Origin of the sequence: Polynucleobacter sp. AP-Kaivos-20-H2, assembly GCF_018882215.1 — a bacterium.
In the GTDB taxonomy this organism is placed as follows: domain Bacteria; phylum Pseudomonadota; class Gammaproteobacteria; order Burkholderiales; family Burkholderiaceae; genus Polynucleobacter.
On record NZ_JACVOX010000002.1, the window covers coordinates 631,064 to 655,090 of the forward strand.

The following is a 24,027-nucleotide window of genomic DNA, read 5'->3' on the forward strand; positions in this document are numbered from 1 at the left end:
AAATTGCTTAAAGATAGGATTTTAAAGTAAAAAGTGAGGTAAGCAAGAAAGTTATGGGGTTAATCTCGGGTTAATCTGTATCTATACTAAAAAGGGAGTATTTATGAGCGTTTTAAAGGAGTTTCGCGACTTTGCCGTAAAGGGCAATGTGATTGATTTGGCAGTCGGTGTCATTATTGGCGGCGCCTTCGGGAAAATCGTGGATTCCCTGGTGAACGACATCGTTATGCCCGTAATTTCCACCCTTTTAGGGGGTCATATTGACTTTACTAACCTTTTTATCGTACTGGGCTATATTCCAGAAGGCGTTCCCAGGACCTTTGATGGCCTGAAAAAAGCCGGTGTACCCATTTTTGCCTATGGCAACTTCATCACCATTTCAATCAATTTTGTCCTTTTGGCATTCGTCATTTTCCAAATGGTCAAAGTGGTTAATAAAATTCGCCTGCTGGATGCCCCTCCTCCATCTCCAGTTCCTGAGGATGTCGTTTTACTGCGCGAGATTCGTGACAGTCTTAAAAAATAACTTACCCACGCGCTATAAAAAATGCTGAATCGGCTCTGGATACTGTTTGCGCAATCTGTCACCATTTTGATGGCTGCATGGTTCACCGTTGCCACACTTAAACCCAGTTGGATATCAAACATGCAAATGAGTTCAATGGTCGAGAGTGTCACTCTGCGAGAAGGAACTTACGATAACTCTGAAATTAGTCCAGGCTCGTATCACGAGGCAGTAAAAAAATCGATGCCCGCTGTCGTCAATATTTTTACGAGCAAGGAAAATAAAAAGCCTAAAACTCGCAAAGAACATGGTAATAAATCAGCAGATCCTTTATTTAAATTCTTTTTCGGAGATCAACCCCCTGACGCAGAGCCCAGTTCCAGCCTGGGTTCGGGGGTGATAGTCAGCCCAGAGGGAATTATTCTCACTAACTATCATGTTATTAGTGATGCAGATGAAATTGATGTAGCACTTTCTGATGGCAGAAAAGTGAAAGCCAAAATCATTGGCGGCGATCCCGAAACAGATATTGCTGTATTAAAAATTGACGCCAAACAATTGCCAACAGCGATCACCCTAGGAAAAGTTGAATCTATTCATGTTGGTGATGTCGTACTCGCTATTGGCAATCCATTTGGAGTGGGTCAAACTGTTACCTCTGGAATTATTTCTGCTGTGGGTCGCGATCATGTGGGCATCAATACTTTTGAAAACTTTATTCAAACTGATGCTGCGATTAACCCCGGAAATTCCGGTGGCGCTTTAGTAGATACACGAGGACATTTGATTGGAATTAACACTGCTATTTATTCCAATAATGGAGGTTCCATGGGAATTGGTTTTGCGATTCCAATCAACCTTGCAAAACAGGTGATGGAATCGATTCTTAACAATGGTAGCGTTACACGGGGTTGGATCGGTGTTGAGCCTCAAAATCTATCCATGGAGCTTTTGGAATCACTTGGGCTCCCTAAAAATACCGAGGGCGTGCTTTTATCGGGCGTTCTAGAGGGTGGCCCCGCAGCTAGAGGCGGCGTGAAGCCTGGAGATCTGCTGGTAGCAGTGAATGGCAGCAGCACCAAGGATGTAAGGCAATTATTGAATCAAATTGCGCAGATTGGGCCTGGCAATGAAGCGACACTAAAAATCTTACGCAAAGATAAAGAATTGGAGTTAAATGTTCAAACGGGGAAAAGGCCAACGCCAAAGACCAACAATTAGCCCAAGAGCTAATTCATTAAAACTATCCAGCCAGTATTTTGGATAAGAAGTCTTTAGCCCTAGGCGAACGTGCATCAGGATTTCCAAAGAATTCATCTTTGGTGCAATCCTCAATAATGCGGCCTTGATCCATAAAGATCACTCGATGACTGACCTTGCGAGCAAAACCCATTTCGTGAGTCACACAGCACATAGTCATACCTTCATTGGCAAGTTTGACCATCACGTCCAAAACTTCACCAACCATTTCAGGGTCAAGCGCAGAAGTAGGCTCATCGAACAACATCACAATCGGATCCATACTCAATGCACGAGCAATAGCAACGCGTTGTTGTTGACCGCCCGATAGTTGCCCCGGAAATTTATCTTTTTGAGCACTCAAACCAACACGCTCTAAATATTTCAGGCCATGCTTTTTCGCTTCATCAGCTGAACGTCCCAATACCTTGCTTTGAGCAAGCGTAAGATTCTCAGTAATGCTTAAGTGTGGGAAAAGTTCAAAGTGCTGAAACACCATCCCAACGCGGGCGCGCAGTTTAGGCAAATTAGTTTTAGGGTCATGGAGATTAATGCCATCAACAGAAATTTGACCAGATTGAAATGGCTCTAATGCATTAATGGTTTTAATTAAAGTTGATTTACCCGAACCTGAAGGACCGCAAATAACTACTACCTCCCCTTTTTTGATTGACGTTGTGCAATCAGTCAAAACCTGAAAGGAGCCATACCATTTAGAAACGTTTTGAAGTTCAATCATGATGGTCTATGTAGAGTGTAGCGATCAAAAAAATAATTAGCGAATAATGGCAACTTTTGCCTGAATGGCGCGCACTGCTTTTGACAGTGAAAAACAGATAACGAAATACGTAGCGGCAGCCAAAATATAAGTCTCAATTGGGCGACCATAATTTTTTCCAGCAATCTCAAAACCTTTTAAGAGGTCATAAGCGCCAATGGCATAAACTAAAGAGGTATCTTGGAACAAGATAATGGTCTGCGTCATAAAAACTGGAATCATATTTCGAAAGGCTTGGGGCAAAACAACTAGTCGCATGTTTTGCCCGTAAGTCATGCCCAATGCTTCTCCTGCATAAATCTGACCTTTTGGAACCGACTGAATACCAGCTCTCACAATCTCTGAGAAGAAGGCGGCCTCAAAAGCAATAAAGGTAATAGTGGCAGATAAGTCTGCTCCTATAGGCCTGCCAATTAACATTGGTATGAGCAAGAAGAACCAAAGAATGACCATGACCAATGGAATAGAGCGCATGGTATTAACGTAAAACGTTGCTGGATAAACCAAGGAAGGTTTGCCAGAGAGCCTCATTAAGGCTAAGAAGGTGCCAACCACAATACCGCCAACTGTAGCAATGACAGTGAGCTGCACGCTAAATAGCAGGCCCTTCAAAATATAATTTGTAAAGAGTTCCCAGTTATAAAAACTTAAGTCTAAGCTCAACATATCATTCCCTTAATGAGCCAGACTTGCATCATTCGACGCAGCAATAAAACCAGGAATACGACTTCTTTTTTCGATCAAGGCCATCACACGATTAACGGCAAATGCAGATAAAGCATAGAGCGCAGTAACGGCCAAATAAATCTCTACGCCGTGAGAGGTTTCCTCTTGCGCCTGCATCGCAAATAAAGTGAGCTCAGGTACAGATACAGCGAAGGCAACTGAAGAGTTTTTGATCACATTCATACTCTCAGATGTCAGAGGCGGAATGACAATACGTAATGCCATAGGCAATATGACATAGCGATAAGTTTGCGGAGTAGTTAAACCCAACGCAGTTGCCGCAGCTCGTTGCCCGCTAGGTAAAGACTGAATGCCAGCGCGCACCTGCTCTGCTATACGAGCAGACGTAAAGAAGCCCAAGGCAATGCTGACCAACCAATACGATGGCAGTGCTTTTAAAGGCAGAACAAAAGCAGGGATAACGTGATACCAGAGGAATACCTGCACTAAGACGGGAATATTTCTAAATAACTCTACCCAAGCAGTTGAAAGTTGCACTAATACCCTACTCAACCTCCCATTATTTGGCAGGGTTCTCAAAGTGCCCATCACGGCACCCAAAATCAAGGCAATTGCAAGACCTAGAGCCGCTACCGCCAGAGTCCAGCCCCAAGCCTTCATCAGCCAGTCAAGATAACTAGGGTCTGCGTTTTGTCCAAGCCCGAGAATAGAGGAGAAGCAGTGTTCAACCACCTCTCCATCTAGAGTGCTTTTACAAAAAACGCCTAAATCTAATGCCATATAGGAAACTTATATATTGAATTACTTCTTGTTGTAGTCTTCCGCAGGCTTGTCGTTCAAATTAGCCCAAGCATTTTTAGTTGCTGGAGACAATTCAAGACCAACTACGATATTTTTTGGTGGAATTGGTGATAAGAACCACTTGCTCCACAACCCAGGCATTTTTCCATTTGCAACGATCTTCGCAATAGCAGCATTCACAGCAGCTTTAAACTCGGGATCATTCTTTGGAACCATAATGGCAATTGGCTCAGTAGAAAGAACTTCGCCCACAATTTTGAAATCTTTTGGATTCTTGGAGTTAGCAATATTTCCAGCCAAAATAGAACCGTCCATCACAAAGGCATCGGCGCGACCAGACTCAAGCAATAGAAAGCTGTCAGCATGATCTTTACCGAATACCTCGTCAAAATTTACACCATTGGCTTTTTCGTGCTTACGCAAGAGTTGTACAGAAGTAGTTCCTGTTGTTGTAGCCACTTTTTTACCATTTAAATCAGCAATAGATTTAATTCCAGAGTTTGCTTTTACGGCAATGCGAACCTCTTCAACATACAAAGTATTTGCAAAGCCAACATCTTTGGCGCGGGCCGTATTGTTTGTTGTTGTGCCGCACTCGATATCAACTGTGCCGTTTTGCACCAAAGGAACGCGATTTTGTGAAGTCACTGGCTGATAGTTAATACGTAGAGTACTCAGACCCAACTTATCCTTAATATCACCCAAAATCATGCGGCATATCTCAACATGGTAACCGTCAAAACGGCTATCGCCAGTGGTGTAGGACATTGGTATTGAAGACTCGCGTACACCCATGGTCACTGACCCACTAGATTTAATTTTATCGAGAGTAGCGCTTGCAGCGAAAACAGAATTGGCACCAGCTAATAAAGCTATAAGTGCAAAAGTAACTGAAGAAATTGAAGCTAGCTTATTCATTTTTATGTATATCCTTTTGAATGCTAAAGAATTATTGATAGCAGTTTAGAAACAGTATTCTTTTTAGCAGGTATTTGGGTTTAAATCCAGCGCAATTACAAAATGAACGCTCTTGAGTTTTAATTTAACTCTAAAAGAAAGGGTTTTGATATCCAATACCGCAATAGATAGTAAATAAGGTATACCCAATCGACACGCCCTACCCTCATAAGAGTCAGAGGACACCATTTTCTTGCTTGAAATTTGAGATAGTACGAATAAATAATTCAAGTGGCTCTAATGAAAAAACCCACCATATTGCATAGTGGGTTTTTAAGTTGTTTGCGAGATCAAAAACTTGTTTGCGTGAGACACCCAAATTAGCGGCCGCCTACACAATCTGGGTTTTTGTCCTGCCATGGAGTTTGTGGACTGCAATTAACGCCGTCTGGTGAGGTACTGCTTGCCGCACAACCCATCAAAGCGAGTGCTATAGCTGCAACTATTAATAAGAAGGCTTGTTTCATCTATTTACTCCTTTTTTGCATTTCGACATCGCTAAGGCATCAATGTAAATAGGTTCTATAAGAAAGTTTTCACTTTTTCAAGGGTCGGAATAGAAAAAACCCACCGTGTTTTCACGGTGGGTTTCAGTACGACTGTTATCTAAATTCAATACTAGCTTACGCTAGCGTTAAATTAGAAAGTGTGGCGTAAGCCTACAGCGTATTGGTTAGCAGATGCGCCTGAACCAGCGATAACTGTTGATTGGCTTGTGTTTGTTGAGCCATAAATCGCATAGAGGTTAGTACGCTTGCTGAGGTAGTAGTTAGAACCAACTTGCCAACCAACAAAGCTTGCGCTCGCTGGTGTACCAGTTGCAGCAACTGGACCAGTCCATTTACCGTTACCCAATTGACCGTAAGCTTCGATTGTTGGAGTAATGTAAGAACGAACACCGATAGCTTGTGCAGTACGGTTCAACTGAGCACCAGCAGCTGTAGCAACTGTTGAAGTGTAGTCATTTTGAATCTTACGACCAATCCACTGTGCGTATGCCTTCAAGATGCCGAAGTCATAAGTACCAGCAACGTATGTTTGCTTGTCAGAGATTTGAACAGCAGGAATCAAAGCACCAGCAGCAGTCAATTGACCGCCTGTAGGACCAGCACCGTTGATGCTAAGGTTAGCAGCAGAAGCGTTGATACCATTGTTTACTTGAGTCTTGAATGACTGATATGCAACAGTTGCGTACAAGTTGTGCCATGTGTAGTTAGCATTCAAACCATAACCGTTCCAGTTCTGGTTACCAGTATTTGCAGCGCCAGTATCTGTAAGGTTTGTATTTGCTAAAGCATAGAAAGCATTGCCTTGGAAACCAGCAAAAGTATCTGTACCAGCAGTCAACGCATTGTCAGCACGGTTAGTGAATGACTCACCATATTGCATAGAACCAGCAGCTGGCTTGATAGTTGTAGAACCTTGATAGATTACGTTACCTTGAACGTTAGCTAATTGTGTTGGATCTGTCTTAGCAGCTTCTTGGAAAATTACAGTGTATTGACGACCAAAAGCAAATTGGCCAATACCATTCTTTTTCAAACCAGCAAATGATTGACGGTTGTCAACTGCAGAGCCTGGATTGTTAGAAGTTTGTTGCCATTTATCAAACGGAACTGAACCACCGCTGATGTTTGCTGATTCTGGGTTCAAGCCCAACTCAACGGTAAAGAATGCTGAAGAACCACCACCTAAATCTTCAGTACCTTTGAAACCTAAACGGCTTGACGACTCTTGGCTTTGACCAAATTGGCTTACGTTAGTAACTGTTTTTACACCAGTTGCAGATGTATCAGTTGCCTTACCACCAGCATAACCAACGTCCAAAATACCATATACAGTCACGCTTGACTGTGCTTGAGCTGCGCCAGCAAACGCTGTCATAGCTGCAAGTGCTAATAGCGATTTTTTCATTCTGTAAATCTCCATAAATTGAAAGTAATGCCCAAATAAAACTGGGACCTGTGAATTTTGCTGGTTTTGCCTGGGTAGACTGGGGGTCAGCGCATTTATGAGCTCTTTTTGCTTGTCAAAAGGCAGTTTTTTGGCTTTCTTCGTTGTATCTCGGCAACAAAGGACATCTTTTATGTCTTTTAAGACCTCCTAATGCCAAAATTGTTACATGGCAAGTCGCGAATTCTTAAAAATCCTTAGTTCAGCCCGATTGGGTGACGTATTGGCGCAACAAAAACTGGCAGAAGCCTACCTCACCGGGGCGTTCAAGACGCCCATACAACCCTCTAACGCTTTGATTTGGCTAGAAAAATCATATTTATCAGCCAAAAGCCAAGCTCCCAATACTCAATCCACAAGCCAGCCAGAGAATCACAGTATTTTGAGCTTGATGGCCAACATCCCCCTTGCAGAAACCTTTTATTCCCCTGCATTTCAGTTTGGATGGGAATCATTTTGGCGCTTAACAGAGGCGCAAGATGAATCTAATAACGCTTTAGCGGCCAAATGGCAGCTAGCAAACTTATTGATTAATCCTAGCAATCAAGAATTACAGATACAACTAATGGATTGGGTTAAAAAGCAATCGTCCTCCTTAAGCGAAAAATTTTCAGGCCAAGATTTCAATGCATTACAAAAAAGAGCTCGTCAGTATTTGAAAGAGCTCGCGGATGGAAACTCCACTTTCGCCACGCAAGCAAAAGAACTGCTCATTAAATTACAACCAAAAAATGAAGCCTTATCTTCGCTTTGGAACGTTTGGTTGGAAGATCGGAATGAAGATGCGCTGACCCAAGCTGCCGAATTAGGTTTAACTGTAGCGAAGTTGACGCTAGGGTTACGTCTTGCTCAGTTAGATGGTGCAGCCGAGACAAAATCAAATGCCTCCTTGAAAAAAGCTGCCCATTGGATTGAGCTAGCTGCAAAGGATGGTGACCGTGATGCCTGGTACGCTTTAGGCGAAATTTATCGTCGCCCTCAATTTTCTGGATACAGCGCCACCGAAAGTGATCGCTGCTTTGATCGTGCAGCAGACCTTGGTCATCCACAAGCGCAACTTCGGAAAGGCGCCAATCTGTGGCGAAAGCGCGAAAGGAACGAAGAAAAGGTTCGGGGACTACAAGCCTCATACTGGATATGGCAAGCCCAACAACAGGGTGTAGCCAAAGCAAAAGAATTGCTTGGAAAAATATTAGTGAGTTGCCCAAACCCCAAACGCAATGATTGGTATGAGCTGGCGCAATATGCCGATCAAGCCATTAACCATCATGCTGAACACAAGCTAGATGAGGATTGGCTTCTGCTCTGCCATCGCCTCATCATTGCAAATCAATTTAACTTTAGTAAAGCAGAGTTATTGCTTTCGGAAGTAGGCCAACTACAACATGAGCACTGTGTAGTAGTGGATATTCGCTGGGAACTCCCCAAGATTTTGCCCAGATTGATTCAGATTGAAACCATTCAACAGCGTCGAGCCTTATTGGCAGCAGGCAAAGCTTTTGTTGGAGTAGAGCCGGAGATTGAAGGCAATTTGCGTCAAAGACGTTATCGCTTTGATCAGGTCACTAATTGGTTGATTAGCGCTTTTTCTAAAAACACCAAGAATCAATCAGATCCAGAGTTGGCTTAAGGCGCCTACTTAGCCTCATCTTCTGCTGGCTTAGGCACATAGAGGCGTGCCACCAATAAGCCCAACTCATAGAGCAAAGTCATTGGCACGGCCAGCAGTAATTGGGACAATACATCTGGCGGAGTTACCACTGCAGAAATCACAAAAGCTCCAACAATGACGTAAGGACGAATCTCTCTAAGCTTGGCTAGTGGAACCATGCCCATACGGACTAATACAACAACGACCACTGGAACTTCAAAGGTGATTCCGAATGCCAAAAAAGTAGTCATGGCAAAACTGAGATAGTTATCGATGTCAGTCGACATCTCAGCGCCCAATGGTGCGTTGTAACTCGCCATAAATTTGAAGACCGTTGGGAAAACAAGGAAGTAGGCAAAGGCCATACCGATAATGAATAAGGTGTAACTACTGACCACCAAAGGCAAAATAAGTTTTCGCTCATGCAGATACAAACCCGGCGCAATAAATGCCCATAATTGATACATCACCACTGGTAACGCAATGATGAATGCCACTAACATGGTGACTTTCATCGGCACAAAGAAAGAACCGGTAACGTCAGTAACGATCATCTTGCCGCCAGCGGGCAATGCCTCCAATAAAGGCTGTGCAAACAAATGGAAAATATCAGGCGCCCAGTAGACTAGACATACGAAGACAACAATGATTGCTAGCGCTGCCTTAATTACGCGATCTCGTAATTCAAATAAGTGGGATAGAAATGTTTCTTGCAATCCCGAATCTTCACTTGAATTATTTTCAGACATGGTTAGATATTTTTATTCTTTTAATTACTATGATTTTTATTTACCAGCGCTGTGATGAAAGCGCTTCATCCTAGCAGCGCCAGATTGCACTCGAGTACGAATGCCTGCGGAACGCTTGAACCAAAGGGGTCTTGCAGCACGGCGCACCCCCCAGCTATTACGGCCTTGGCGCTTGGTTTTGCGAAGGACTTCCTTTTCATCTAAAGGCGGCTTTTCAAAGCTCGTTTCAAAAATATCCGCCTGATCACTTAAGTTAGCGCCAGCCTCTTGAACTGTTGAGCCAATACTGTTTTCAACCTCTTTGAGAGTGGCAGCAGTTTCTTCCCGAAACTTTTTAAATTCTTCCACCTCCATCTGACGACTCACTTCAGACTTAACTTCAGCCATATAGCGTTGAGCACGTCCAAACAAATTACCAGCCATGCGGGCTACTTTTGGCAGGCGCTCTGGTCCAACCACCACCAGAGCAACTACAGCAATCAGCGCAAGTTTTGAAACTCCGAGATCAATCATTTAACGCAGTTATTTAATTGCAGCATGAGTTTCAATTGCGCTTCAGTTATTAGTTAGTTATTTGTTTACGTCTTTAGCGTGAATATCAACAGTCTTGTCTGCTGTTGCAGAACTTTGTTGAATTTGCTCTTTAGGCTCCTCGGCAGATTTCATGCCATCTTTAAAGCCTTTTACAGCGCCGCCCAAATCTTGACCGATATTGCGCAATTTTTTGGTACCGAATACCAACATCACGATAACTAAAACAATCAACCAATGCCAAATGCTAAATGAACCCATTTTTAATCTCCTTGGATTATTTTTTCCAGGGGCGGGGACCGCCCATCACATGTAAGTGCAAGTGATAGACCTCCTGCCCACCATCCGCACCATTGTTTACCATCAATCTAAAGCCACCATCCTTACCAGGACGACAGCCTTGCTCTTTGGCAAGACGCGGTGCTAATTCCATCATTCTACCTAGCAAAGGCGCATCTACGCTTTCTGTTGACTCCAGCATAGGGATATGTTTTTTTGGAATCATCAAGAAATGGATAGGCGCTGCTGGGTTGATATCCATAAAAGCGTAGATTTCTTCATCTTCATAGACCTTCTGGGAAGGAATCAAACCTTGAGAAATCTTACAAAACAGGCAATTAGGATCGTGTGACATACTTTTTCTCGTATTTATTCGTGCTTACTCTTTACCAGCAGCTTTTCTCGCAGCCTTCTCTTCGATGCCGGATGTTCCCAGACGACGATCAAGTTCGGCAATCACATCTTCCGGGCGCAGGTTAAATTGAGATAAAGCAATCAAGCAGTGAAACCACAAATCAGCCATTTCGCCCACTAAGAGCTTTTGCTGATCAGCCGCCAAGTTCGAGTTGCGCGCATCTTTTGCCGCCATCACAGCCTCAGTCGCTTCTTCACCAATCTTTTTCAAGATCCCGTCATCACCCTTTGAAAAGAGCAAAGCGGTATATGAAGTTTTGGGATCTGCTTGGCCTGCCTTAAATGCATCACGACGTTGATCAACTACATCGGCTAAATGAGTTAGAGCAGATTCAATTTTTTTGTCTGAGTTCAGTATTTTGTTCATTGATATATTTTGCAGACTATACAGTCCAATCCTCTACCTTTAACTGCTCTATCCTTTTAAAAGCCTGGTCATTTGTCACCAGAATTGCTCCAAGCTGAGAAGCATGTGCTGCAATTTGCATGTCAAGAGAGCCCAACACATTTCCACTGCCCTCTAACTGGGCCCTTAAAACACCATAATGCTCGGCTACATCGGTATCCCAAACTAAAACATCCACTCGCTTTAAAAACTCTTGCACAACCAAATGTAAGTTCCTTGCATTTGGCTTTTTTGCCAAACCATAGAGAATTTCACCCTCAGATATACCTGACAAGCATAGTCTTTCCATGGGAACACTAGCGATTTTTCTACTTACTACTGGGTTTTTCTTAATGAGGCTGCTGATGGTATTGGTATCGAGCATATATCTCATCAGTCATTGACTCCAGCAAAAGGATCTCGATCTTGCGAGTCTTGATTTCGATCTTCGGGACTTAAGAAATCTAGAGGAACATCTGCGCTTGCAAGCGCCACAAAAAAGCTATCCCAGTTTTCAGGTCTTCTGGACAGAATTAAATCGCCAGTACTGGGATCACGCCGAATAAATACTTCTTTTTCCTCAAAACGAAAGGCTGCAGGCAATCTTATTGCTTGACTACGCCCATTCATAAAGATTTTTGCTGTTAGACCCATCATCCTAGCCCCTTGGTATATATCAAAGTATATACCAGTCTAAACAATTATCAAGTGGAAATAAAGCCCTTAAATATTTATTTGGGTCAGTTTTTACTGATCTTTTGCCAATTTGAGCTTACAGAATCCCACCCTCTAAAGAAGCAGCTATGCTCACCCGTATGGCAAGCAATCCCGTCTTTTTGCTCAACCATCAGCAAAATCGTATCACCATCACAATCCAGACGAATTTCTTTTACTTTCTGAGTATGGCCAGACTCTTCGCCCTTGTGCCACAGTTTTTGTCTGGAACGAGTCCAGTAGACTGCCTCGCCTAAGCGTAAGGTTTCCAATAAGGCGTCACGATTCATCCAGGCCATCATCAAAACATCGCCGCTACTTGCTTCCTGGGTAATGACGGGGACTAAGCCCTGCTCATTCCAAGTCACCGCTTCTAAAAAGGCCTGGTCTTGTGAGTTTTTATTCATATCTGACATTTGTTCAATTTTGACAGAATTGTTAGGGGCCAAGTAAATAAGCGATTGCGCACGATTGAGGTACTGCCCCAACTCACCTCATGGACACTATCCTGATTTGTGTGTATAGTGTGTATCTAATTAAACTAGTGGGATTAATCATGAAATATCCAATTGCTATTGAACCGGGTGGAGATAAGTTAGCGTGGGGTGTGATTGTTCCCGATATGCCAGGCTGCTTTTCTGCAGCTGACAGTGGAATTGATGAGGCTATTGAGAATGCCAAAGAAGCGATTGAGCTTTGGATTGAGGCTGCATTAGACGCGGGCGAAGATATCCCAAAGCCCAGCTCTATTACTGATCTTCAAAAGAAGAAAGAGTTCAAAGGATATATCTGGGCAATTGCTGAGATTGACCCGGCATTACTGTCAGACGATATCGAAAGAGTAAATATCTCTTTACCAAAAAGAGTGCTGGCAAGATTAGATGCTAAGGCCAAATCCGCTGGTGAAAACCGCTCAGCATTTATCGCGCATATGGCGATTAGCGCTTAAGAAACCCACCTAAATTCGAACCGGGATTCCCTGGGCAGCCATATATTCTTTCGCCTGCCCAACGGTGTATTCACCATAGTGAAAAATACTGGCGGCCAACACAGCATCTGCATGGCCTTTGGTGATTCCATCGACTAAATGCTGCAAATTACCAACGCCGCCAGAAGCAATCACTGGGATAGATACTGCATCACTTACTGCAGCAGTTAAAGCCAAATCAAAACCATCTTTGCTGCCATCACGGTTCATACTGGTTAATAAGATTTCACCAGCGCCGCGCTTGGTAACTTCTTTAGCCCATTCAACCACATCGATACCGGTAGCCGTTCTACCACCATGAGTGAACACTTCCCAATTGCCAGCCTCTGTTTGTTTGGCATCAATCGCCACCACAATACATTGAGAGCCGTAATAGGCAGCTGCATCAGACACTAAATCCGGATTAGCAACCGCAGAAGAATTCATGCTCACTTTATCTGCGCCAGCATTGAGCAAGCGACGCACATCGGCAACAGCGCGCACACCACCGCCAACAGTCAAAGGAATAAATACTTGTGATGCAACATCTTCAATGATGTGCAAAATCAGATCGCGTCCATCCGAGGTGGCGGTAATATCCAAAAAAGTGAGTTCGTCTGCGCCTTGGGTGTCATACCGTTTAGCAATTTCAACGGGGTCGCCTGCGTCGCGCAGGCCTACAAAGTTCACACCTTTAACTACGCGCCCTGCAGTGACATCAAGACAAGGAATAATTCGCTTGGTTAACACTAGATAATTTTCTTCTTATATTTGAGTGTTAATTCATCAGCGTATTTTTGAGCGGCTGCAAGATCCAGGTCGCCAGCATAAATAGAACGGCCAGCGATAACGCCCATGACACCCTCTTCTTCAGCCTTACAGAGTGCATCAATATCTTGGTTGTTCGATAAGCCGCCACTAGCAATAACTGGAATACGTATTGCCTGAGCCAACTTGACCGTAGCATCAATATTCACGCCTTTGAGCATGCCATCGCGCCCAATGTCGGTATAGATAATGGCTTCAACGCCCCAGTCTTCAAATTTCTTGGCAAGATCAATCACTTCGTGACCAGTAATCTTGCTCCAGCCATCCGTTGCCACTTTGCCATCGCGTGCATCCAGCCCAACCATGACATGCCCTGGAAATGCTGTACAAGCATCTTGTACAAAGCCGGGATTCTTCACAGCTGCCGTACCAATGATGACAGTGCTAATACCGTCATCCAATAAACGTTCAATGGTTTCAAGATCACGAATACCACCACCGAGTTGGACAGGGATTTCATTACCAACCGCTTTGAGGATCGATTTAATCGCAGACTCATTTTTGAGCTTGCCAGCAAATGCGCCATTGAGATCTACTAAATGTAAGCGTCGAGCACCCTTGCTAATCCAATGCGCCGCCATTGCGCCAGGGTCTTCTGAAAACACCGTGGCTTTATCCATATCACCCTGTTCGAGTCGAACACAGTGGCCGTCTTTAAGATCAATTGCGGGAATCAGCAGCATAGCGAATGGTTAAGAATATTAAGGTTGCCAAGAAACAAAATTTTGATAAAGCTTTAAACCGTATTCTGCACTTTTTTCTGGATGGAATTGAGTTGCAAAAATATTATCTCGCGCAACCGCAGAAGTAAACCAATCGCCATACTCAGTAGAGCCAGCCGTATCTTCATTGCGCTGCGGCACAACATAGTAGCTATGCACAAAATAAAAGCTCGTTAAATCAGGTATGCCATCCCAAAGAGGGTGCATGCGGTCTTGGCGCACTTGGTTCCAGCCCATATGAGGGACTTTATAAGAGGATCCGTCTGGCTGCATTTTGCCAGCCAGTTCAAAACGACGCACTTCCCCGGGAATCAAAGCCAAGCAAGGCGTCCATTGCTCGGCGACACGTACCTCTGCACTTCTATCAAAGAGCATTTGCTCTCCGACACAGACCCCTAAAAGCGGCTTACTTTTAGAGGCCTCCAATAAGGCATCTAATAATCCGGATTCTTTTAGATGCTTCATGCAATCTGGCATAGCACCTTGACCAGGCAAAACAACGCGATCTGCAGAATGGATCTCTTCTGGCTGATGAGCAATCAATACATTGTCATCAGGCGCAACATGATGAAATGCTTGATATACAGAACGGAGATTACCCATTCCATAATCGACGATCGCAATGGTTTGCGCCAAAATTTACCTGCTGTCTATTGTTATCTACTGTTGTCTTCTAAGCAACCGTGGGGAGTCTAGATTAAAGACTTCCTTTGGTTGAAGGAATGGCGCCTGAAGCACGTGGATCAACCGCCAAGGCCATACGCAAAGCGCGACCAAAAGCCTTGAACACAGTTTCAATCTGATGATGCGCATTAATACCGCGCAAATTATCGATGTGCAAAGTGACTCCAGCGTGGTTCACAAAACCACGGAAGAACTCAATGCTGAGATCCACATCAAAGTCGCCTACACGTGCACGAGTAAATGGGACATTAAATTCCAAACCTGGACGGCCAGAGAAATCGATCACAACTCGAGAGAGGGTCTCATCAAGAGGCACATAGGAATGACCATAACGAGTAATACCCGCCTTATCGCCCACCGCCTTAGCAAAGGCCTGACCTAGCGTGATTCCCACATCTTCAACAGTGTGGTGATCATCAATATGGGTATCGCCATTTGCAACCACTTTGAGGTCAATCATGCCGTGACGGGCAATCTGATCGAGCATATGGTCTAGAAAAGGAACCCCGGAGGCTAGCTCAGCCTTACCGGTTCCATCTAGATTGATGGAAATCTGAATTTTGGTTTCCGAAGTGTTTCGGGTGACGTCGGCTTGCCGCATGCTTCATTGCGCCGCGAGGCGAAGTGTTGATTGAAGCCTCATAATATCATTCCTAGAAGAGATTTAAATATCGATATCGCTACACTTTTATCCCGATTTTTGACCTGAGAACCCTCATGAGCCGTTTTTGGAGCCCCGTTGTTCAAACCCTAACCCCCTATGTTCCAGGGGAACAACCGCAAATGCAGCGGCTAGTAAAACTCAATACCAACGAGAGCCCCTATGGCCCATCGCCCAAAGCGCTTGCTGCTATTGAAGGTCAAAATACTGCGGATTTACGCCTTTATCCCGATCCAGAAGGTGCAGCCTTAAAACAAGCTATCGCTAAATTACATGGCTTAGACGCAAATCAAGTCTTTGTTGGTAATGGTTCCGATGAAGTGTTAGCGCACGTCTTTGCTGGTTTACTCAAGCAAAGTAAGCCGGTACATTTTCCAGACATTACCTATAGCTTCTATCCCGTCTACTGCAAACTTTTTGGAATTAATGCCCAAATAGTTCCCTTGGACGAAAATTTTGAGATAAAAACTGCTGACTACCAAACTCCTAACGGCGGAATTATTTTTCCCAATCCCAATGCTCCTACTGGTAGATCGATTCCCCGCTCAGAAATTGAAGTGCTGCTCTTACGCAATAAAGATTCAGTAGTTGTTATTGATGAAGCTTACGTAGATTACGGAACTGAATCTTGTATTCCACTATTGCGTGGTGCCAACTGTCCAGAAAATTTGTTAGTAGTACACACGCTTTCAAAATCACGTGCTCTAGCTGGTCTGCGCGTCGGCTTTGCGGTTGGTCATCCAGCCTTGATTGAGGGCTTGGAGCGAATCAAAAATAGTTTTAACTCCTACCCCTTGGGACGCCTTGCTCAAGCTGGTGCGGTTGCAGCTATTGAGGACCAAGCGCATCTGGAAGCAACTTCAGCCAAGGTGATGCAAACTCGTGCAAAGTTAATTGAGCAACTCAATGCTTTGGAATTTGCAACCCTGCCTTCAACTGCAAACTTTATTTTCACTCGCCATCCGAAATACGCTGGTGCCAAGCTATATCAAGTATTACGGGATCGCGGCATTATCGTGCGTCACTTTAAATCACCACGCATCGAAGAGTTCTTGCGCATTACGATTGGCACAGATGAACAAAGCAATGAACTTGTTACTGCTTTAAAAGAAATCCTGAGTTAAGTTATTTGGAATTACTTTTTTAAGCGCATCTCGGCTGCACGTGCATGGGCTTGCAAGCCCTCACCGTGAGCCAGCGTACTTGCAACAGCACCCAAGGTCTGAGCTCCAGCTTCGCTTACTTCAATCATGCTCGAGCGCTTGATAAAGTCATACACTCCCAATGGTGAAGAGAAGCGTGCCGTGCGTGCAGTCGGTAAAACGTGATTAGGGCCGGCGCAGTAATCGCCTAAGGATTCGCTAGTGTAGTTGCCCATAAAGATAGCGCCAGCATGATGAATTTGGTCAGCCCACTTACGTGAATCAACAGCGCAAATCTCTAAGTGCTCAGCAGCAATCGCATTAGCAATCTCACAGGCCTCAGACATATCTTTTACCTGAATTAACAAAGCACGATTTGTGAGTGAAACTTCAATCACTTTTGCTCTTGGCATTTCTGGGAGAAGCTTATTGATGCTTGCTTGCACTTGCTCAATATATTGAACATCTGGACACAGCAAGATCGATTGCGCCTGCTCATCATGCTCGGCCTGGGAGAACAAATCCATCGCAACCCAATCTGGATTGCTGGAGCCATCACAGAGCACCAAGATCTCAGAAGGGCCGGCAATCATATCGATGCCCACAATGCCAAAGACTCTGCGCTTGGCTGCCGCTACATAAGCATTACCAGGTCCAACAATCTTATCAACTGAAGGAATAGTTTTAGTGCCGTAGGCTAAAGCGCCAACTGCCTGAGCACCGCCAATCGTAAAGACCCGATCTACGCCAGCAAGATAAGCTGCCGCCAAAACTAAAGGATTACGCGCACCATCAGGAGTGGGCACCACCATGATCACTTCAGCAACACCCGCTACTTTTGCAGGAATGGCATTCATCAGCACAGACGATGGATAGGCTGCTTTACCGCCTGGCACATAAATACCAACACGATCTAATGGAGTTACTTTTTGGCCGAGACGTGTTCCATCTTTCTCTTCGTACTCCCAAGAGTGGCAACCTGCTTCGATTTTTTGCTTCTCGTGATAAGCGCGTACTCTTTGCGCAGCAATATCGAGAGCATTTTTTTGCTCTGCTGATAAAGAGTTGTAAGCTAGCTCCAAGTCTTTGCGAGAAATCTCTAAATCAGAAACGCTGGACACATTCAAGCGATCAAACTGTTTTGTAAATCCCAAAACCGCTTCATCACCCTTGTCTTTAACTGCTGCCAAAATCTTCACTACTGCAGCATCTATCGCCTCATCATCAGCAGACGGCAAGGACAAACTCGACAACAGAATTTCTCTAAAGCCAGCATCCTTGCTGTTGAGACGCTTAACGTTGATATTTGAAGACATAGATAAGGTTATCGTTGGTTGCTAATTACTTCAGCAACTCAAAAATAGGTTGGAGCTGAGCACGCTTACGTTTGTATGAAGCTTGATTGACGACTAGGCGAGCGCTAATATCAGCAATCGGCTCAACCTCAACTAAGCCGTTTGCTTTGAGCGTATTACCAGTAGACACTAGATCCACAATTGCATCTGCCAAGCCAACCAAAGGTGCGAGCTCCATTGAGCCATACAGTTGAATCGTATCAATGTGCACACCTTTATTAGCAAAGTGTTCACGCGCGCAATTGACATACTTCGTAGCAACTTTTAAACGAGAACCTTGTTTTACAGCGGCAGCGTAATCAAATCCTTCGCGAACTGCCACAGACATCCGACACTTTGCAATATTCAAGTCGTAAGGAACGTACAAACCATCGCTACCTTTTTCCATCAATACATCCAATCCGGCAACACCAAAATCAGCTCCGCCAAATTGCACATAAGTGGGCACATCTGAAGCACGGACAATAATCAGGCGGACATCTGGATTAGAAGTCTCAATAATGAGTTTGCGTGACTTCTCAGGATCCTCCTGCGGCACTATGCCGACCTTGGATAAGATCTCTGCAGTTTCTTCGAAGATGCGCCCTTTGGAGAGGGCTAAAGTCAATTTCATGGACCAATTATCCATCAGCCTTACTTCACGCGCTCAATATTGGCGCCTAAGAGGGTTAACTTCTGCTCCATGCGGTCATACCCACGATCTAAGTGGTAAATGCGGTCTACTTGGGTTTCTCCTTGGGCAGCCAATCCAGCAATCACCAAGCTAGCTGAGGCTCGCAAATCGGTGGCCATCACAATCGCACCAGAAAGCTTTTCTACTCCCTGAGCAATCGCCGTATTACCTTCTATGGCAATGTCTGCCCCCAAACGATTGAGCTCTTGAACGTGCATAAAGCGATTTTCAAAAATCGTTTCTGTAATCGTTGAGCTGCCCGATGCGATTGCATTGACCGTCATCAGTTGCGCCTGCATATCTGTCGGGAAAGCGGGGTATTCAGAAGTGCGGAAGTTGACTGCTTTAGGTCGACCCTGCATGGAAGCCTTAATCCAGTCAGGGCCAATCTCCATTTGCAAGCCAGCCTCTTTTAACTTAACAATCACAGCATCCAAAGTGTCTGGGCGGCAGTGCTTGACTGTAATCTCGCCACCAGTGGCGGCTACCGCACATAGAAATGTGCCTGCTTCAATGCGATCTGGAATCACTGAATGCTCGGCACCGTGAAGTTTTTCTACCCCCTCAATCACTAGCCGATCACTACCAATCCCTGAAATCTTCGCGCCCATCTTCACAAGCAATTCAGCCAGGTCACCAACCTCGGGCTCGCGTGCAGCATTTTCTAAGATGGTTGTACCCGACGCCAAAGTAGCAGCCATCAATAAATTCTCAGTACCGGTTACGGTAATCATGTCAGTCAAAATGGAGGCGCCCTTTAGGCGATCTGACTGTGGCTTGGTTTCAGCCTGAATGTAGCCGCTCTTAATCTTGATACTCGCGCCCATCGCCTTCAAGCCTTTGATGTGCTGATCTACTGGACGTGCACCAATTGCGCAACCCCCTGGTAATGAAACCTTAGCGCTATGCATTCTGGCCAAAAGTGGGCCAAGCACCAAGATGGAAGCACGCATAGTCTTCACCATCTCATAAGTCGCTTCTGAGCTTTTAATAACCGCTGCATTCAATACCATATGACTACGATTACCAGCGCTTGGGAAATCGACCGTTACGCCAATTTCTTGTAAAAGCTTGAGCATAGTACGCACGTCTTGCAAATCAGGAACATTGCGCAATACGACTGGCTGATCAGTCAACAGACAAGCACACAGAATGGGTAATGCGGCATTTTTAGCGCCAGCAATGACTACCTCTCCATTAAGTGGAGCGCCGCCAACCATTCGTAATTTATCCATGAAACGATTCCAGTAAAAACTTATTTGTTAATTTGTAATGGGTAATGATGTAATTTTTATGCTGCTGAATTTTGAGCAAATTCTTCAGGTGTAAATGCCTTAATTGATAAAGCATGTACTTCTGCTTTCATGCGATCGCCCATTGCACCATAAACCAATTGATGGCGCTGTACCAAACGCTTACCTTCAAACTCGGGACTCACGATGGTTGCAAAAAAGTGCTGGCCATCACCTTCAACCTGTATGTGGGTGCAGGCTAGCCCTTGCTTGATATAGCCTTCAATCTGTTCTGGGGTGGGTAGCATTTCTTCTCCTAATAAAACTTGGGGTATCAACAATTAATAGCGGAGCTTATAGCCCTTTTGCAGTAGCCGTAGGGCAATCACTGAGACCGCCACAAAAAAGCAGAACACAATCACTAGGCTGCTCCAAGGGGAGTTATCTGAAACCCCAAAAAAGCCGTAACGGAAGCCATCAATCATGTAAAAGAACGGATTGAAGTGCGACACCACTTGCCACGCTGGCGGTAAAGAGTGAATAGAGTAAAAGACACCTGACAACATCGTTGCAGGCATGATGATGAAGTTCTGAAAAGCCGCCAACTGATCATATTTATCAGCCCAGATACCGGCTATCAAGCCAAGACTTCCCAAAATTGCTGCACCCAAGAAAGCAAACGTCAAAATCCATAAAGGATATTCCAAAGTGGGCGTTGCGAACCAAATGGTAATTAATAGGACACCTAGTCCCACAACAATTCCCCGAAATACTGCAGCCAAAATATAAGCAGAGTAAAACTCGAAATGACTTAGTGGGGCCAACAAAACAAATACTAAGTTACCGGTGACCTTAGATTGAATCAAAGAAGACGAGGTATTTGCAAAAGCATTTTGCAAGACACTCATCATTACAAGACCAGGAATCAAGAAGGCTGTGTAACTTAAGCGTCCGTAGACCTCTCTGCCCTCAAGAACATGGCCAAAAATCATCAGGTAGAGCACCGCTGTAAGCACCGGTGCGGCCACCGTCTGAAAAGCTACTTTATAAAAGCGCTTTACCTCTTTAAACAAGAGGGTAGGAAAACCACTGCCATACTCTAGGGCAGGTCGATTGAGGCCATGTTTCATTGCGCGCTCCCCGACATGATGTTAACGAAGACTTCTTCCAAGTCCGTTTTACCTTCACCGTCTTTTTTGACAGATCCATAACGACTTAATAAATTAGCAGTGGTATCTAGAGCAACAATTTTTCCTTGTTTTAGCATGGCAATGCGTTGACACAAAGCTTCCGCCTCTTCCAAGTAATGGGTAGTGAGAACAATCGTATGGCCATCTTGATTTAGTCGACTAATAAATTGCCATAAGGATTGACGTAACTCAACATCCACTCCGGCAGTCGGTTCATCCAAAATAATGACTGGTGGTCTATGAACCAAAGCCTGAGCTACAAGTACTCGACGCTTCATTCCGCCAGACAAGGAACGCATATTACTATCCGCTTTGGAGGTGAGATCAAGATTGGCCATAATCTCTTCAATCCACGCATCGTTATTTTTAATCCCAAAATAACCGGATTGGAAACGCAAGGTTTCACGCACAGTAAAAAAGGGATCAAAAACCAACTCTTGAGGAACCACACCCAGCATGCGGCGTGCCTCACGAAACCCCTTCTGAACATCTGCACCCATGATGGCAGCATGACCATGGCTAGGTCTCACTAGACCAGCCAAAATAGAAATCAAGGTAGTTTTGCCGGCACCATTGGGCCCCAATAAACCGAAAAATTCCCCTGACTCAATGGTCAACGAAACATCATCTAAAGCCTGAAGTGCTCCGTATTGCTTGGATATATTTTGAATGGAAATTGCAGGATGCATCGTCATTACAAACCTAACAATGAAGAAATACCATAAACACCTGCCAAAACCTTCAGCTTTGCTGGTGCATGCTCCACTGAAATGGATTGCCCATCAGCCATAAGCTTTTTTTGCCATGCCAATAAAACGGTGAGTACGGTGGAGTCAAAATCTTTTAACTCTGAGCAGTCTATTGAACGCAAGCTTGGACTATTTAATAAGCCCTCTTTCTGCAATAGCACAGCATTTTCTTGCGTCACTTTTTTTGGCAAAAGAAAGGGCATGATATCTGTACTTATCAATTAATTGGCTGGTTTAGCAGTGGCTAATTGCTTATTGCGATCTTGCAAAAACTTCACCAAGCCTTCAACGCCGTTTTGACTGATTTGGTTAGAGAACTGATTGCGGTAAGCCTCAACCAACCAAACGCCCATGATGTTCATGTCGTAGACCTTCCAACCACCAGCTGTTTTCTCAAGGCGGTAATCTAAAGGCACTGGATCGCCACGACCAAGCACGACAGTTTTAACAACCACTTCTTTATCGTCAGGCGCGGCACGCAAAGCTTTGAATTGCACAGTTTGATCACGTAGCTGGCTCAAAGCGCCTGAGTAAGTACGAATAAGCAAATTCTTAAACTCGGAAGTCAGCTGAGCCTGTTGCTCAGGAGTTGCCTTTTTCCAGTTAGGGCCCATGGCCATTTCTGTAGTGCGACGCATGTCGGTATACGGAACAATTTTCTTCTCGACTAAATCTACGATCTTGGGGATATTGCCCTTTTGAATGTCGGGATCAGACTTCACTGTTGTCATTACATCTGAAACGACCATTTTGATTAAAGCATCTGGGGGTGTTGATTGATCAGGAGTTTGAGCAAAAGCAGAGTTAGATACGAGCAGCAGCCCTGCAAAGAGATAACCGAAGATTTGTTTAAATTTTTTCATATTCCCACCTACTGTCTTTATCTAAATTGAGGCTGATACTAGCCGCTTGATACTGTATTACTGAATTGCTTATTGGTATGGATTCTCATAAACCGGCATCTGAGGCTCTTCATCATCTCGGCCCTCATTGATTTGATAAGCGCGTCTCTGAATATACGCATCACGCATAAAGCTGTACTTATCAATTGCAGCGCCATCCAACAAATCGCCAGCCTCGTAATACGTATTGCGTGCGTTCACTACGCGCAAACCAGTAATACTGTTTCGCAGACCAATATCCTTCACAAAACTAAATAGATAGTCTGACTCTAAATCCGCTACCGTACCAAAAGTATCGCGCACATTGCTTGGACCAAAGAAAGGTAAGACTACATAAGGCCCAGAAGGCACACCCCAAACGCCTAAAGTTTGACCCCAATCTTCCTTATGCTTTTCCAGTCCACCAGGAGTTGCTAGATCCAAGAGTCCCCCCAAGCCCATTGTTGTGTTGACCACTACGCGCATGAAGTCGTTAAAGGCATAGTCTGGCTTACCCTGCAACAAGTTAAACAGGGCAGTGTAAATGTCGTTGTAGTTACTAAAGAAGTTATAAATTCCATCGCGTATAAATTCAGGCAATACAAAGCGATAGCCTGTAACTACAGGCTTAAGAAGATAGGCATCTAAGCCTTCATTAAATTCAAAGACTGAACGATTGAATGGCTCCCAAGGATCTTGGGGAGAGCGCTCTACGCCAGCAGGAATGGATGCACAGCCAACCATGATTGCGATCAAACCAAACAAGATTGCTGTCTTGAGTTTGCGCAACAGAAACAACATCATTTTGCTGCGCCCTTTTCTTGACCGCTATCTGCTGCTTTGTTGTAAAGGAATTGGCTAATCAAATTTTCCAAAACAATGGCTGATTGTGTCTGCGCAATCTTTTCTCCATTGGTCAACATATCATCTGAGCCGCCTGCCTCAAGACCAATGTATTGCTCACCCAATAAGCCGGATGTCAAAATCTTTGCAGAAGAGTCCTTCGGAAACTTATAGGAGTCTTCAATAGTCATCACCACAGTTGCTTGATATGTTTTGTCGTCGAAGGAAATATTGGCAATTCTGCCGACCACAACACCAGCACTTTTAACTGGTGCGCGAGGCTTGAGGCCGCCGATATTGTCAAAGCGTGCAGAAATTTTGTATGTTGGCGCGAATGACACTGCATTCATATTGCCAACTTTCAGCGCGAGAAAGAGGGCTGCCAGTAAACCAATGGCAACAAAGATTCCTACCCAGACATCAATTGCACTTTTTCTCATAAGGGCCCCAGTTTATT

Annotated in this window: 32 protein-coding genes and 1 pseudogene; 5 read left to right on the forward strand and 28 right to left on the reverse strand. The window is 44.5% G+C overall.

The genetic code is table 11. From position 1 onward, the window contains the following. Window positions 1-103: 103 nt before the first annotated feature. Together mscL and ICE89_RS07565 are read left to right on the forward strand one after the other, a co-directional pair. On the forward strand, window positions 104-526 hold the full coding sequence (gene mscL / locus ICE89_RS07560) for a large conductance mechanosensitive channel protein MscL (protein WP_216265442.1): 423 nt from the start codon (window positions 104-106) through the stop codon (window positions 524-526). A gap of 21 nt (window positions 527-547) precedes the next feature. Continuing rightward, complete coding sequence (locus ICE89_RS07565; RefSeq protein WP_216265443.1) at window positions 548-1,726, forward strand: Do family serine endopeptidase; 1,179 nt, start codon at window positions 548-550, stop codon at window positions 1,724-1,726. Between the two features lie 22 nt (window positions 1,727-1,748). Here ICE89_RS07565 and ICE89_RS07570 read toward each other — a convergent pair whose 3' ends face one another. From ICE89_RS07570 to ICE89_RS07595, 6 genes are all read right to left on the reverse strand, one after another. Beyond that, window positions 1,749-2,483, reverse strand: coding sequence for an amino acid ABC transporter ATP-binding protein (locus tag ICE89_RS07570; RefSeq protein WP_216265444.1), 735 nt, complete (start codon window positions 2,481-2,483; stop codon window positions 1,749-1,751). A 36-nt stretch (window positions 2,484-2,519) separates the two neighbouring features. Further along, complete coding sequence (locus ICE89_RS07575) at window positions 2,520-3,188, reverse strand: amino acid ABC transporter permease (protein WP_216265445.1); 669 nt, start codon at window positions 3,186-3,188, stop codon at window positions 2,520-2,522. A gap of 9 nt (window positions 3,189-3,197) precedes the next feature. Further along, a complete protein-coding gene (locus ICE89_RS07580; protein ID WP_216265446.1) occupies window positions 3,198-3,989 on the reverse strand; it encodes an amino acid ABC transporter permease in 792 nt (263 codons plus the stop codon). Between the two features lie 21 nt (window positions 3,990-4,010). Beyond that, complete coding sequence (locus ICE89_RS07585) at window positions 4,011-4,928, reverse strand: amino acid ABC transporter substrate-binding protein (RefSeq protein ID WP_216265447.1); 918 nt, start codon at window positions 4,926-4,928, stop codon at window positions 4,011-4,013. Window positions 4,929-5,287: 359 nt separating this feature from the next. Beyond that, window positions 5,288-5,434, reverse strand: a complete 147-nt coding sequence (locus ICE89_RS07590) for a hypothetical protein (RefSeq protein WP_216265448.1) — start codon at window positions 5,432-5,434, stop codon at window positions 5,288-5,290. Window positions 5,435-5,606: 172 nt separating this feature from the next. Beyond that, window positions 5,607-6,881 carry a porin gene (locus tag ICE89_RS07595; protein ID WP_216265449.1) on the reverse strand — a complete coding sequence of 425 codons (1,275 nt, stop codon included), beginning with the start codon at window positions 6,879-6,881 and terminating at the stop codon, window positions 5,607-5,609. 208 nt (window positions 6,882-7,089) lie between these two features. Between ICE89_RS07595 and ICE89_RS07600 the strand changes: the two genes are divergently transcribed. Continuing rightward, window positions 7,090-8,550: a tetratricopeptide repeat protein gene (locus ICE89_RS07600; RefSeq protein ID WP_216265450.1), complete on the forward strand. Its 1,461-nt coding sequence runs from the start codon at window positions 7,090-7,092 to the stop codon at window positions 8,548-8,550. A 5-nt stretch (window positions 8,551-8,555) separates the two neighbouring features. Here the strand turns inward: ICE89_RS07600 and tatC are convergent, their stop codons facing one another. The 8 genes from tatC to hisI form a co-directional block, all read right to left on the reverse strand. Next, on the reverse strand, window positions 8,556-9,320 hold the full coding sequence (tatC, locus tag ICE89_RS07605) for a twin-arginine translocase subunit TatC (RefSeq protein ID WP_216265451.1): 765 nt from the start codon (window positions 9,318-9,320) through the stop codon (window positions 8,556-8,558). A 36-nt stretch (window positions 9,321-9,356) separates the two neighbouring features. Beyond that, window positions 9,357-9,833 carry a Sec-independent protein translocase protein TatB gene (gene tatB, locus ICE89_RS07610; protein WP_216265452.1) on the reverse strand — a complete coding sequence of 159 codons (477 nt, stop codon included), beginning with the start codon at window positions 9,831-9,833 and terminating at the stop codon, window positions 9,357-9,359. Between the two features lie 57 nt (window positions 9,834-9,890). Continuing rightward, the gene (gene tatA, locus ICE89_RS07615) at window positions 9,891-10,112 is read right to left on the reverse strand and encodes a Sec-independent protein translocase subunit TatA (RefSeq protein WP_216265453.1); all 222 of its coding nucleotides are present in this window, start codon (window positions 10,110-10,112) and stop codon (window positions 9,891-9,893) included. 16 nt (window positions 10,113-10,128) lie between these two features. Beyond that, a complete protein-coding gene (locus ICE89_RS07620; RefSeq protein WP_216265454.1) occupies window positions 10,129-10,485 on the reverse strand; it encodes a histidine triad nucleotide-binding protein in 357 nt (118 codons plus the stop codon). 24 nt (window positions 10,486-10,509) lie between these two features. Continuing rightward, window positions 10,510-10,911 carry a phosphoribosyl-ATP diphosphatase gene (locus ICE89_RS07625; RefSeq protein WP_216190697.1) on the reverse strand — a complete coding sequence of 134 codons (402 nt, stop codon included), beginning with the start codon at window positions 10,909-10,911 and terminating at the stop codon, window positions 10,510-10,512. A 16-nt stretch (window positions 10,912-10,927) separates the two neighbouring features. Continuing rightward, entirely contained in the window at window positions 10,928-11,323 is a 396-nt protein-coding gene (locus tag ICE89_RS07630; RefSeq protein ID WP_255558753.1) for a type II toxin-antitoxin system VapC family toxin, read from the reverse strand. Continuing rightward, window positions 11,323-11,586, reverse strand: coding sequence for an antitoxin (locus ICE89_RS07635; RefSeq protein ID WP_370623801.1), 264 nt, complete (start codon window positions 11,584-11,586; stop codon window positions 11,323-11,325). Before ICE89_RS07635 ends, ICE89_RS07630 begins: the two co-directional genes overlap by 1 nt. Window positions 11,587-11,669: 83 nt before the next feature. Then, entirely contained in the window at window positions 11,670-12,059 is a 390-nt protein-coding gene (gene hisI / locus ICE89_RS07640) for a phosphoribosyl-AMP cyclohydrolase (protein WP_216265455.1), read from the reverse strand. 140 nt (window positions 12,060-12,199) lie between these two features. Between hisI and ICE89_RS07645 the strand changes: the two genes are divergently transcribed. Beyond that, a complete protein-coding gene (locus tag ICE89_RS07645; RefSeq protein WP_216265456.1) occupies window positions 12,200-12,592 on the forward strand; it encodes a type II toxin-antitoxin system HicB family antitoxin in 393 nt (130 codons plus the stop codon). A 9-nt stretch (window positions 12,593-12,601) separates the two neighbouring features. Here ICE89_RS07645 and hisF read toward each other — a convergent pair whose 3' ends face one another. From hisF to hisB, 4 genes are all read right to left on the reverse strand, one after another. Further along, the gene (gene hisF / locus ICE89_RS07650) at window positions 12,602-13,360 is read right to left on the reverse strand and encodes an imidazole glycerol phosphate synthase subunit HisF (RefSeq protein WP_216265457.1); all 759 of its coding nucleotides are present in this window, start codon (window positions 13,358-13,360) and stop codon (window positions 12,602-12,604) included. Further along, complete coding sequence (gene hisA / locus ICE89_RS07655) at window positions 13,360-14,121, reverse strand: 1-(5-phosphoribosyl)-5-[(5-phosphoribosylamino)methylideneamino]imidazole-4-carboxamide isomerase (RefSeq protein WP_216226812.1); 762 nt, start codon at window positions 14,119-14,121, stop codon at window positions 13,360-13,362. The genes hisF and hisA overlap by 1 nt, the downstream gene beginning before the upstream one ends. Before the next feature lie 18 nt (window positions 14,122-14,139). Continuing rightward, the gene (gene hisH / locus ICE89_RS07660; RefSeq protein ID WP_216265458.1) at window positions 14,140-14,796 is read right to left on the reverse strand and encodes an imidazole glycerol phosphate synthase subunit HisH; all 657 of its coding nucleotides are present in this window, start codon (window positions 14,794-14,796) and stop codon (window positions 14,140-14,142) included. A 61-nt stretch (window positions 14,797-14,857) separates the two neighbouring features. Beyond that, window positions 14,858-15,445, reverse strand: a complete 588-nt coding sequence (gene hisB, locus ICE89_RS07665; RefSeq protein WP_215321305.1) for an imidazoleglycerol-phosphate dehydratase HisB — start codon at window positions 15,443-15,445, stop codon at window positions 14,858-14,860. A gap of 116 nt (window positions 15,446-15,561) precedes the next feature. On the opposite strand from hisB, the gene hisC reads away from it, so the two are divergent. After that, complete coding sequence (gene hisC, locus ICE89_RS07670) at window positions 15,562-16,629, forward strand: histidinol-phosphate transaminase (protein WP_216265459.1); 1,068 nt, start codon at window positions 15,562-15,564, stop codon at window positions 16,627-16,629. An 11-nt stretch (window positions 16,630-16,640) separates the two neighbouring features. Here hisC and hisD read toward each other — a convergent pair whose 3' ends face one another. From hisD to mlaD, 10 genes and pseudogenes are all read right to left on the reverse strand, one after another. Next, on the reverse strand, window positions 16,641-17,963 hold the full coding sequence (gene hisD, locus ICE89_RS07675; protein WP_216265460.1) for a histidinol dehydrogenase: 1,323 nt from the start codon (window positions 17,961-17,963) through the stop codon (window positions 16,641-16,643). Window positions 17,964-17,988: 25 nt separating this feature from the next. Then, the gene (hisG, locus tag ICE89_RS07680) at window positions 17,989-18,615 is read right to left on the reverse strand and encodes an ATP phosphoribosyltransferase (protein ID WP_216265461.1); all 627 of its coding nucleotides are present in this window, start codon (window positions 18,613-18,615) and stop codon (window positions 17,989-17,991) included. Window positions 18,616-18,635: 20 nt separating this feature from the next. After that, complete coding sequence (gene murA / locus ICE89_RS07685) at window positions 18,636-19,910, reverse strand: UDP-N-acetylglucosamine 1-carboxyvinyltransferase (RefSeq protein WP_216265462.1); 1,275 nt, start codon at window positions 19,908-19,910, stop codon at window positions 18,636-18,638. A gap of 56 nt (window positions 19,911-19,966) precedes the next feature. Continuing rightward, window positions 19,967-20,215, reverse strand: a complete 249-nt coding sequence (locus ICE89_RS07690) for a BolA family protein (RefSeq protein ID WP_215358855.1) — start codon at window positions 20,213-20,215, stop codon at window positions 19,967-19,969. 33 nt (window positions 20,216-20,248) lie between these two features. Further along, on the reverse strand, window positions 20,249-21,037 hold the full coding sequence (locus ICE89_RS07695) for an ABC transporter permease (protein ID WP_216265463.1): 789 nt from the start codon (window positions 21,035-21,037) through the stop codon (window positions 20,249-20,251). Between the two features lie 65 nt (window positions 21,038-21,102). After that, a pseudogene (locus ICE89_RS07700) lies at window positions 21,103-21,786 on the reverse strand (ABC transporter ATP-binding protein); the annotation flags it as partial. Window positions 21,787-21,791: 5 nt separating this feature from the next. Then, window positions 21,792-22,049: a lipid asymmetry maintenance protein MlaB gene (locus ICE89_RS07705; protein ID WP_216265464.1), complete on the reverse strand. Its 258-nt coding sequence runs from the start codon at window positions 22,047-22,049 to the stop codon at window positions 21,792-21,794. A gap of 18 nt (window positions 22,050-22,067) precedes the next feature. After that, on the reverse strand, window positions 22,068-22,709 hold the full coding sequence (locus ICE89_RS07710) for a phospholipid-binding protein MlaC (RefSeq protein WP_216265465.1): 642 nt from the start codon (window positions 22,707-22,709) through the stop codon (window positions 22,068-22,070). 69 nt (window positions 22,710-22,778) lie between these two features. Continuing rightward, window positions 22,779-23,531, reverse strand: coding sequence for a VacJ family lipoprotein (locus ICE89_RS07715; protein WP_255558754.1), 753 nt, complete (start codon window positions 23,529-23,531; stop codon window positions 22,779-22,781). After that, a complete protein-coding gene (mlaD, locus tag ICE89_RS07720; RefSeq protein ID WP_215321296.1) occupies window positions 23,528-24,010 on the reverse strand; it encodes an outer membrane lipid asymmetry maintenance protein MlaD in 483 nt (160 codons plus the stop codon). Before mlaD ends, ICE89_RS07715 begins: the two co-directional genes overlap by 4 nt. Window positions 24,011-24,027 lie beyond the last annotated feature (17 nt).

Bases quoted from the DNA above. Each gene is read 5' to 3' on its own strand.
- mscL (WP_216265442.1), top strand. From the start codon at position 104: ATGAGCGTTTTAAAGGAGTTTCGCGACTTTGCCGTAAAGGGCAATGTG.
- ICE89_RS07565 (WP_216265443.1), top strand. From the start codon at position 548: ATGCTGAATCGGCTCTGGATACTGTTTGCGCAATCTGTCACCATTTTG.
- ICE89_RS07570 (WP_216265444.1), bottom strand. From the start codon at position 2,483: ATGATTGAACTTCAAAACGTTTCTAAATGGTATGGCTCCTTTCAGGTT.
- ICE89_RS07575 (WP_216265445.1), bottom strand. From the start codon at position 3,188: ATGTTGAGCTTAGACTTAAGTTTTTATAACTGGGAACTCTTTACAAAT.
- ICE89_RS07580 (WP_216265446.1), bottom strand. From the start codon at position 3,989: ATGGCATTAGATTTAGGCGTTTTTTGTAAAAGCACTCTAGATGGAGAG.
- ICE89_RS07585 (WP_216265447.1), bottom strand. From the start codon at position 4,928: ATGAATAAGCTAGCTTCAATTTCTTCAGTTACTTTTGCACTTATAGCT.
- ICE89_RS07590 (WP_216265448.1), bottom strand. From the start codon at position 5,434: ATGAAACAAGCCTTCTTATTAATAGTTGCAGCTATAGCACTCGCTTTG.
- ICE89_RS07595 (WP_216265449.1), bottom strand. From the start codon at position 6,881: ATGAAAAAATCGCTATTAGCACTTGCAGCTATGACAGCGTTTGCTGGC.
- ICE89_RS07600 (WP_216265450.1), top strand. From the start codon at position 7,090: ATGGCAAGTCGCGAATTCTTAAAAATCCTTAGTTCAGCCCGATTGGGT.
- tatC (WP_216265451.1), bottom strand. From the start codon at position 9,320: ATGTCTGAAAATAATTCAAGTGAAGATTCGGGATTGCAAGAAACATTT.
- tatB (WP_216265452.1), bottom strand. From the start codon at position 9,833: ATGATTGATCTCGGAGTTTCAAAACTTGCGCTGATTGCTGTAGTTGCT.
- tatA (WP_216265453.1), bottom strand. From the start codon at position 10,112: ATGGGTTCATTTAGCATTTGGCATTGGTTGATTGTTTTAGTTATCGTG.
- ICE89_RS07620 (WP_216265454.1), bottom strand. From the start codon at position 10,485: ATGTCACACGATCCTAATTGCCTGTTTTGTAAGATTTCTCAAGGTTTG.
- ICE89_RS07625 (WP_216190697.1), bottom strand. From the start codon at position 10,911: ATGAACAAAATACTGAACTCAGACAAAAAAATTGAATCTGCTCTAACT.
- ICE89_RS07630 (WP_255558753.1), bottom strand. From the start codon at position 11,323: ATGAGATATATGCTCGATACCAATACCATCAGCAGCCTCATTAAGAAA.
- ICE89_RS07635 (WP_370623801.1), bottom strand. From the start codon at position 11,586: ATGATGGGTCTAACAGCAAAAATCTTTATGAATGGGCGTAGTCAAGCA.
- hisI (WP_216265455.1), bottom strand. From the start codon at position 12,059: ATGTCAGATATGAATAAAAACTCACAAGACCAGGCCTTTTTAGAAGCG.
- ICE89_RS07645 (WP_216265456.1), top strand. From the start codon at position 12,200: ATGAAATATCCAATTGCTATTGAACCGGGTGGAGATAAGTTAGCGTGG.
- hisA (WP_216226812.1), bottom strand. From the start codon at position 14,121: ATGCTGCTGATTCCCGCAATTGATCTTAAAGACGGCCACTGTGTTCGA.
- hisB (WP_215321305.1), bottom strand. From the start codon at position 15,445: ATGCGGCAAGCCGACGTCACCCGAAACACTTCGGAAACCAAAATTCAG.
- hisC (WP_216265459.1), top strand. From the start codon at position 15,562: ATGAGCCGTTTTTGGAGCCCCGTTGTTCAAACCCTAACCCCCTATGTT.
- hisD (WP_216265460.1), bottom strand. From the start codon at position 17,963: ATGTCTTCAAATATCAACGTTAAGCGTCTCAACAGCAAGGATGCTGGC.
- hisG (WP_216265461.1), bottom strand. From the start codon at position 18,615: ATGAAATTGACTTTAGCCCTCTCCAAAGGGCGCATCTTCGAAGAAACT.
- murA (WP_216265462.1), bottom strand. From the start codon at position 19,910: ATGGATAAATTACGAATGGTTGGCGGCGCTCCACTTAATGGAGAGGTA.
- ICE89_RS07690 (WP_215358855.1), bottom strand. From the start codon at position 20,215: ATGCTACCCACCCCAGAACAGATTGAAGGCTATATCAAGCAAGGGCTA.
- ICE89_RS07695 (WP_216265463.1), bottom strand. From the start codon at position 21,037: ATGAAACATGGCCTCAATCGACCTGCCCTAGAGTATGGCAGTGGTTTT.
- ICE89_RS07705 (WP_216265464.1), bottom strand. From the start codon at position 22,049: ATGCCCTTTCTTTTGCCAAAAAAAGTGACGCAAGAAAATGCTGTGCTA.
- ICE89_RS07710 (WP_216265465.1), bottom strand. From the start codon at position 22,709: ATGAAAAAATTTAAACAAATCTTCGGTTATCTCTTTGCAGGGCTGCTG.
- ICE89_RS07715 (WP_255558754.1), bottom strand. From the start codon at position 23,531: ATGATGTTGTTTCTGTTGCGCAAACTCAAGACAGCAATCTTGTTTGGT.
- mlaD (WP_215321296.1), bottom strand. From the start codon at position 24,010: ATGAGAAAAAGTGCAATTGATGTCTGGGTAGGAATCTTTGTTGCCATT.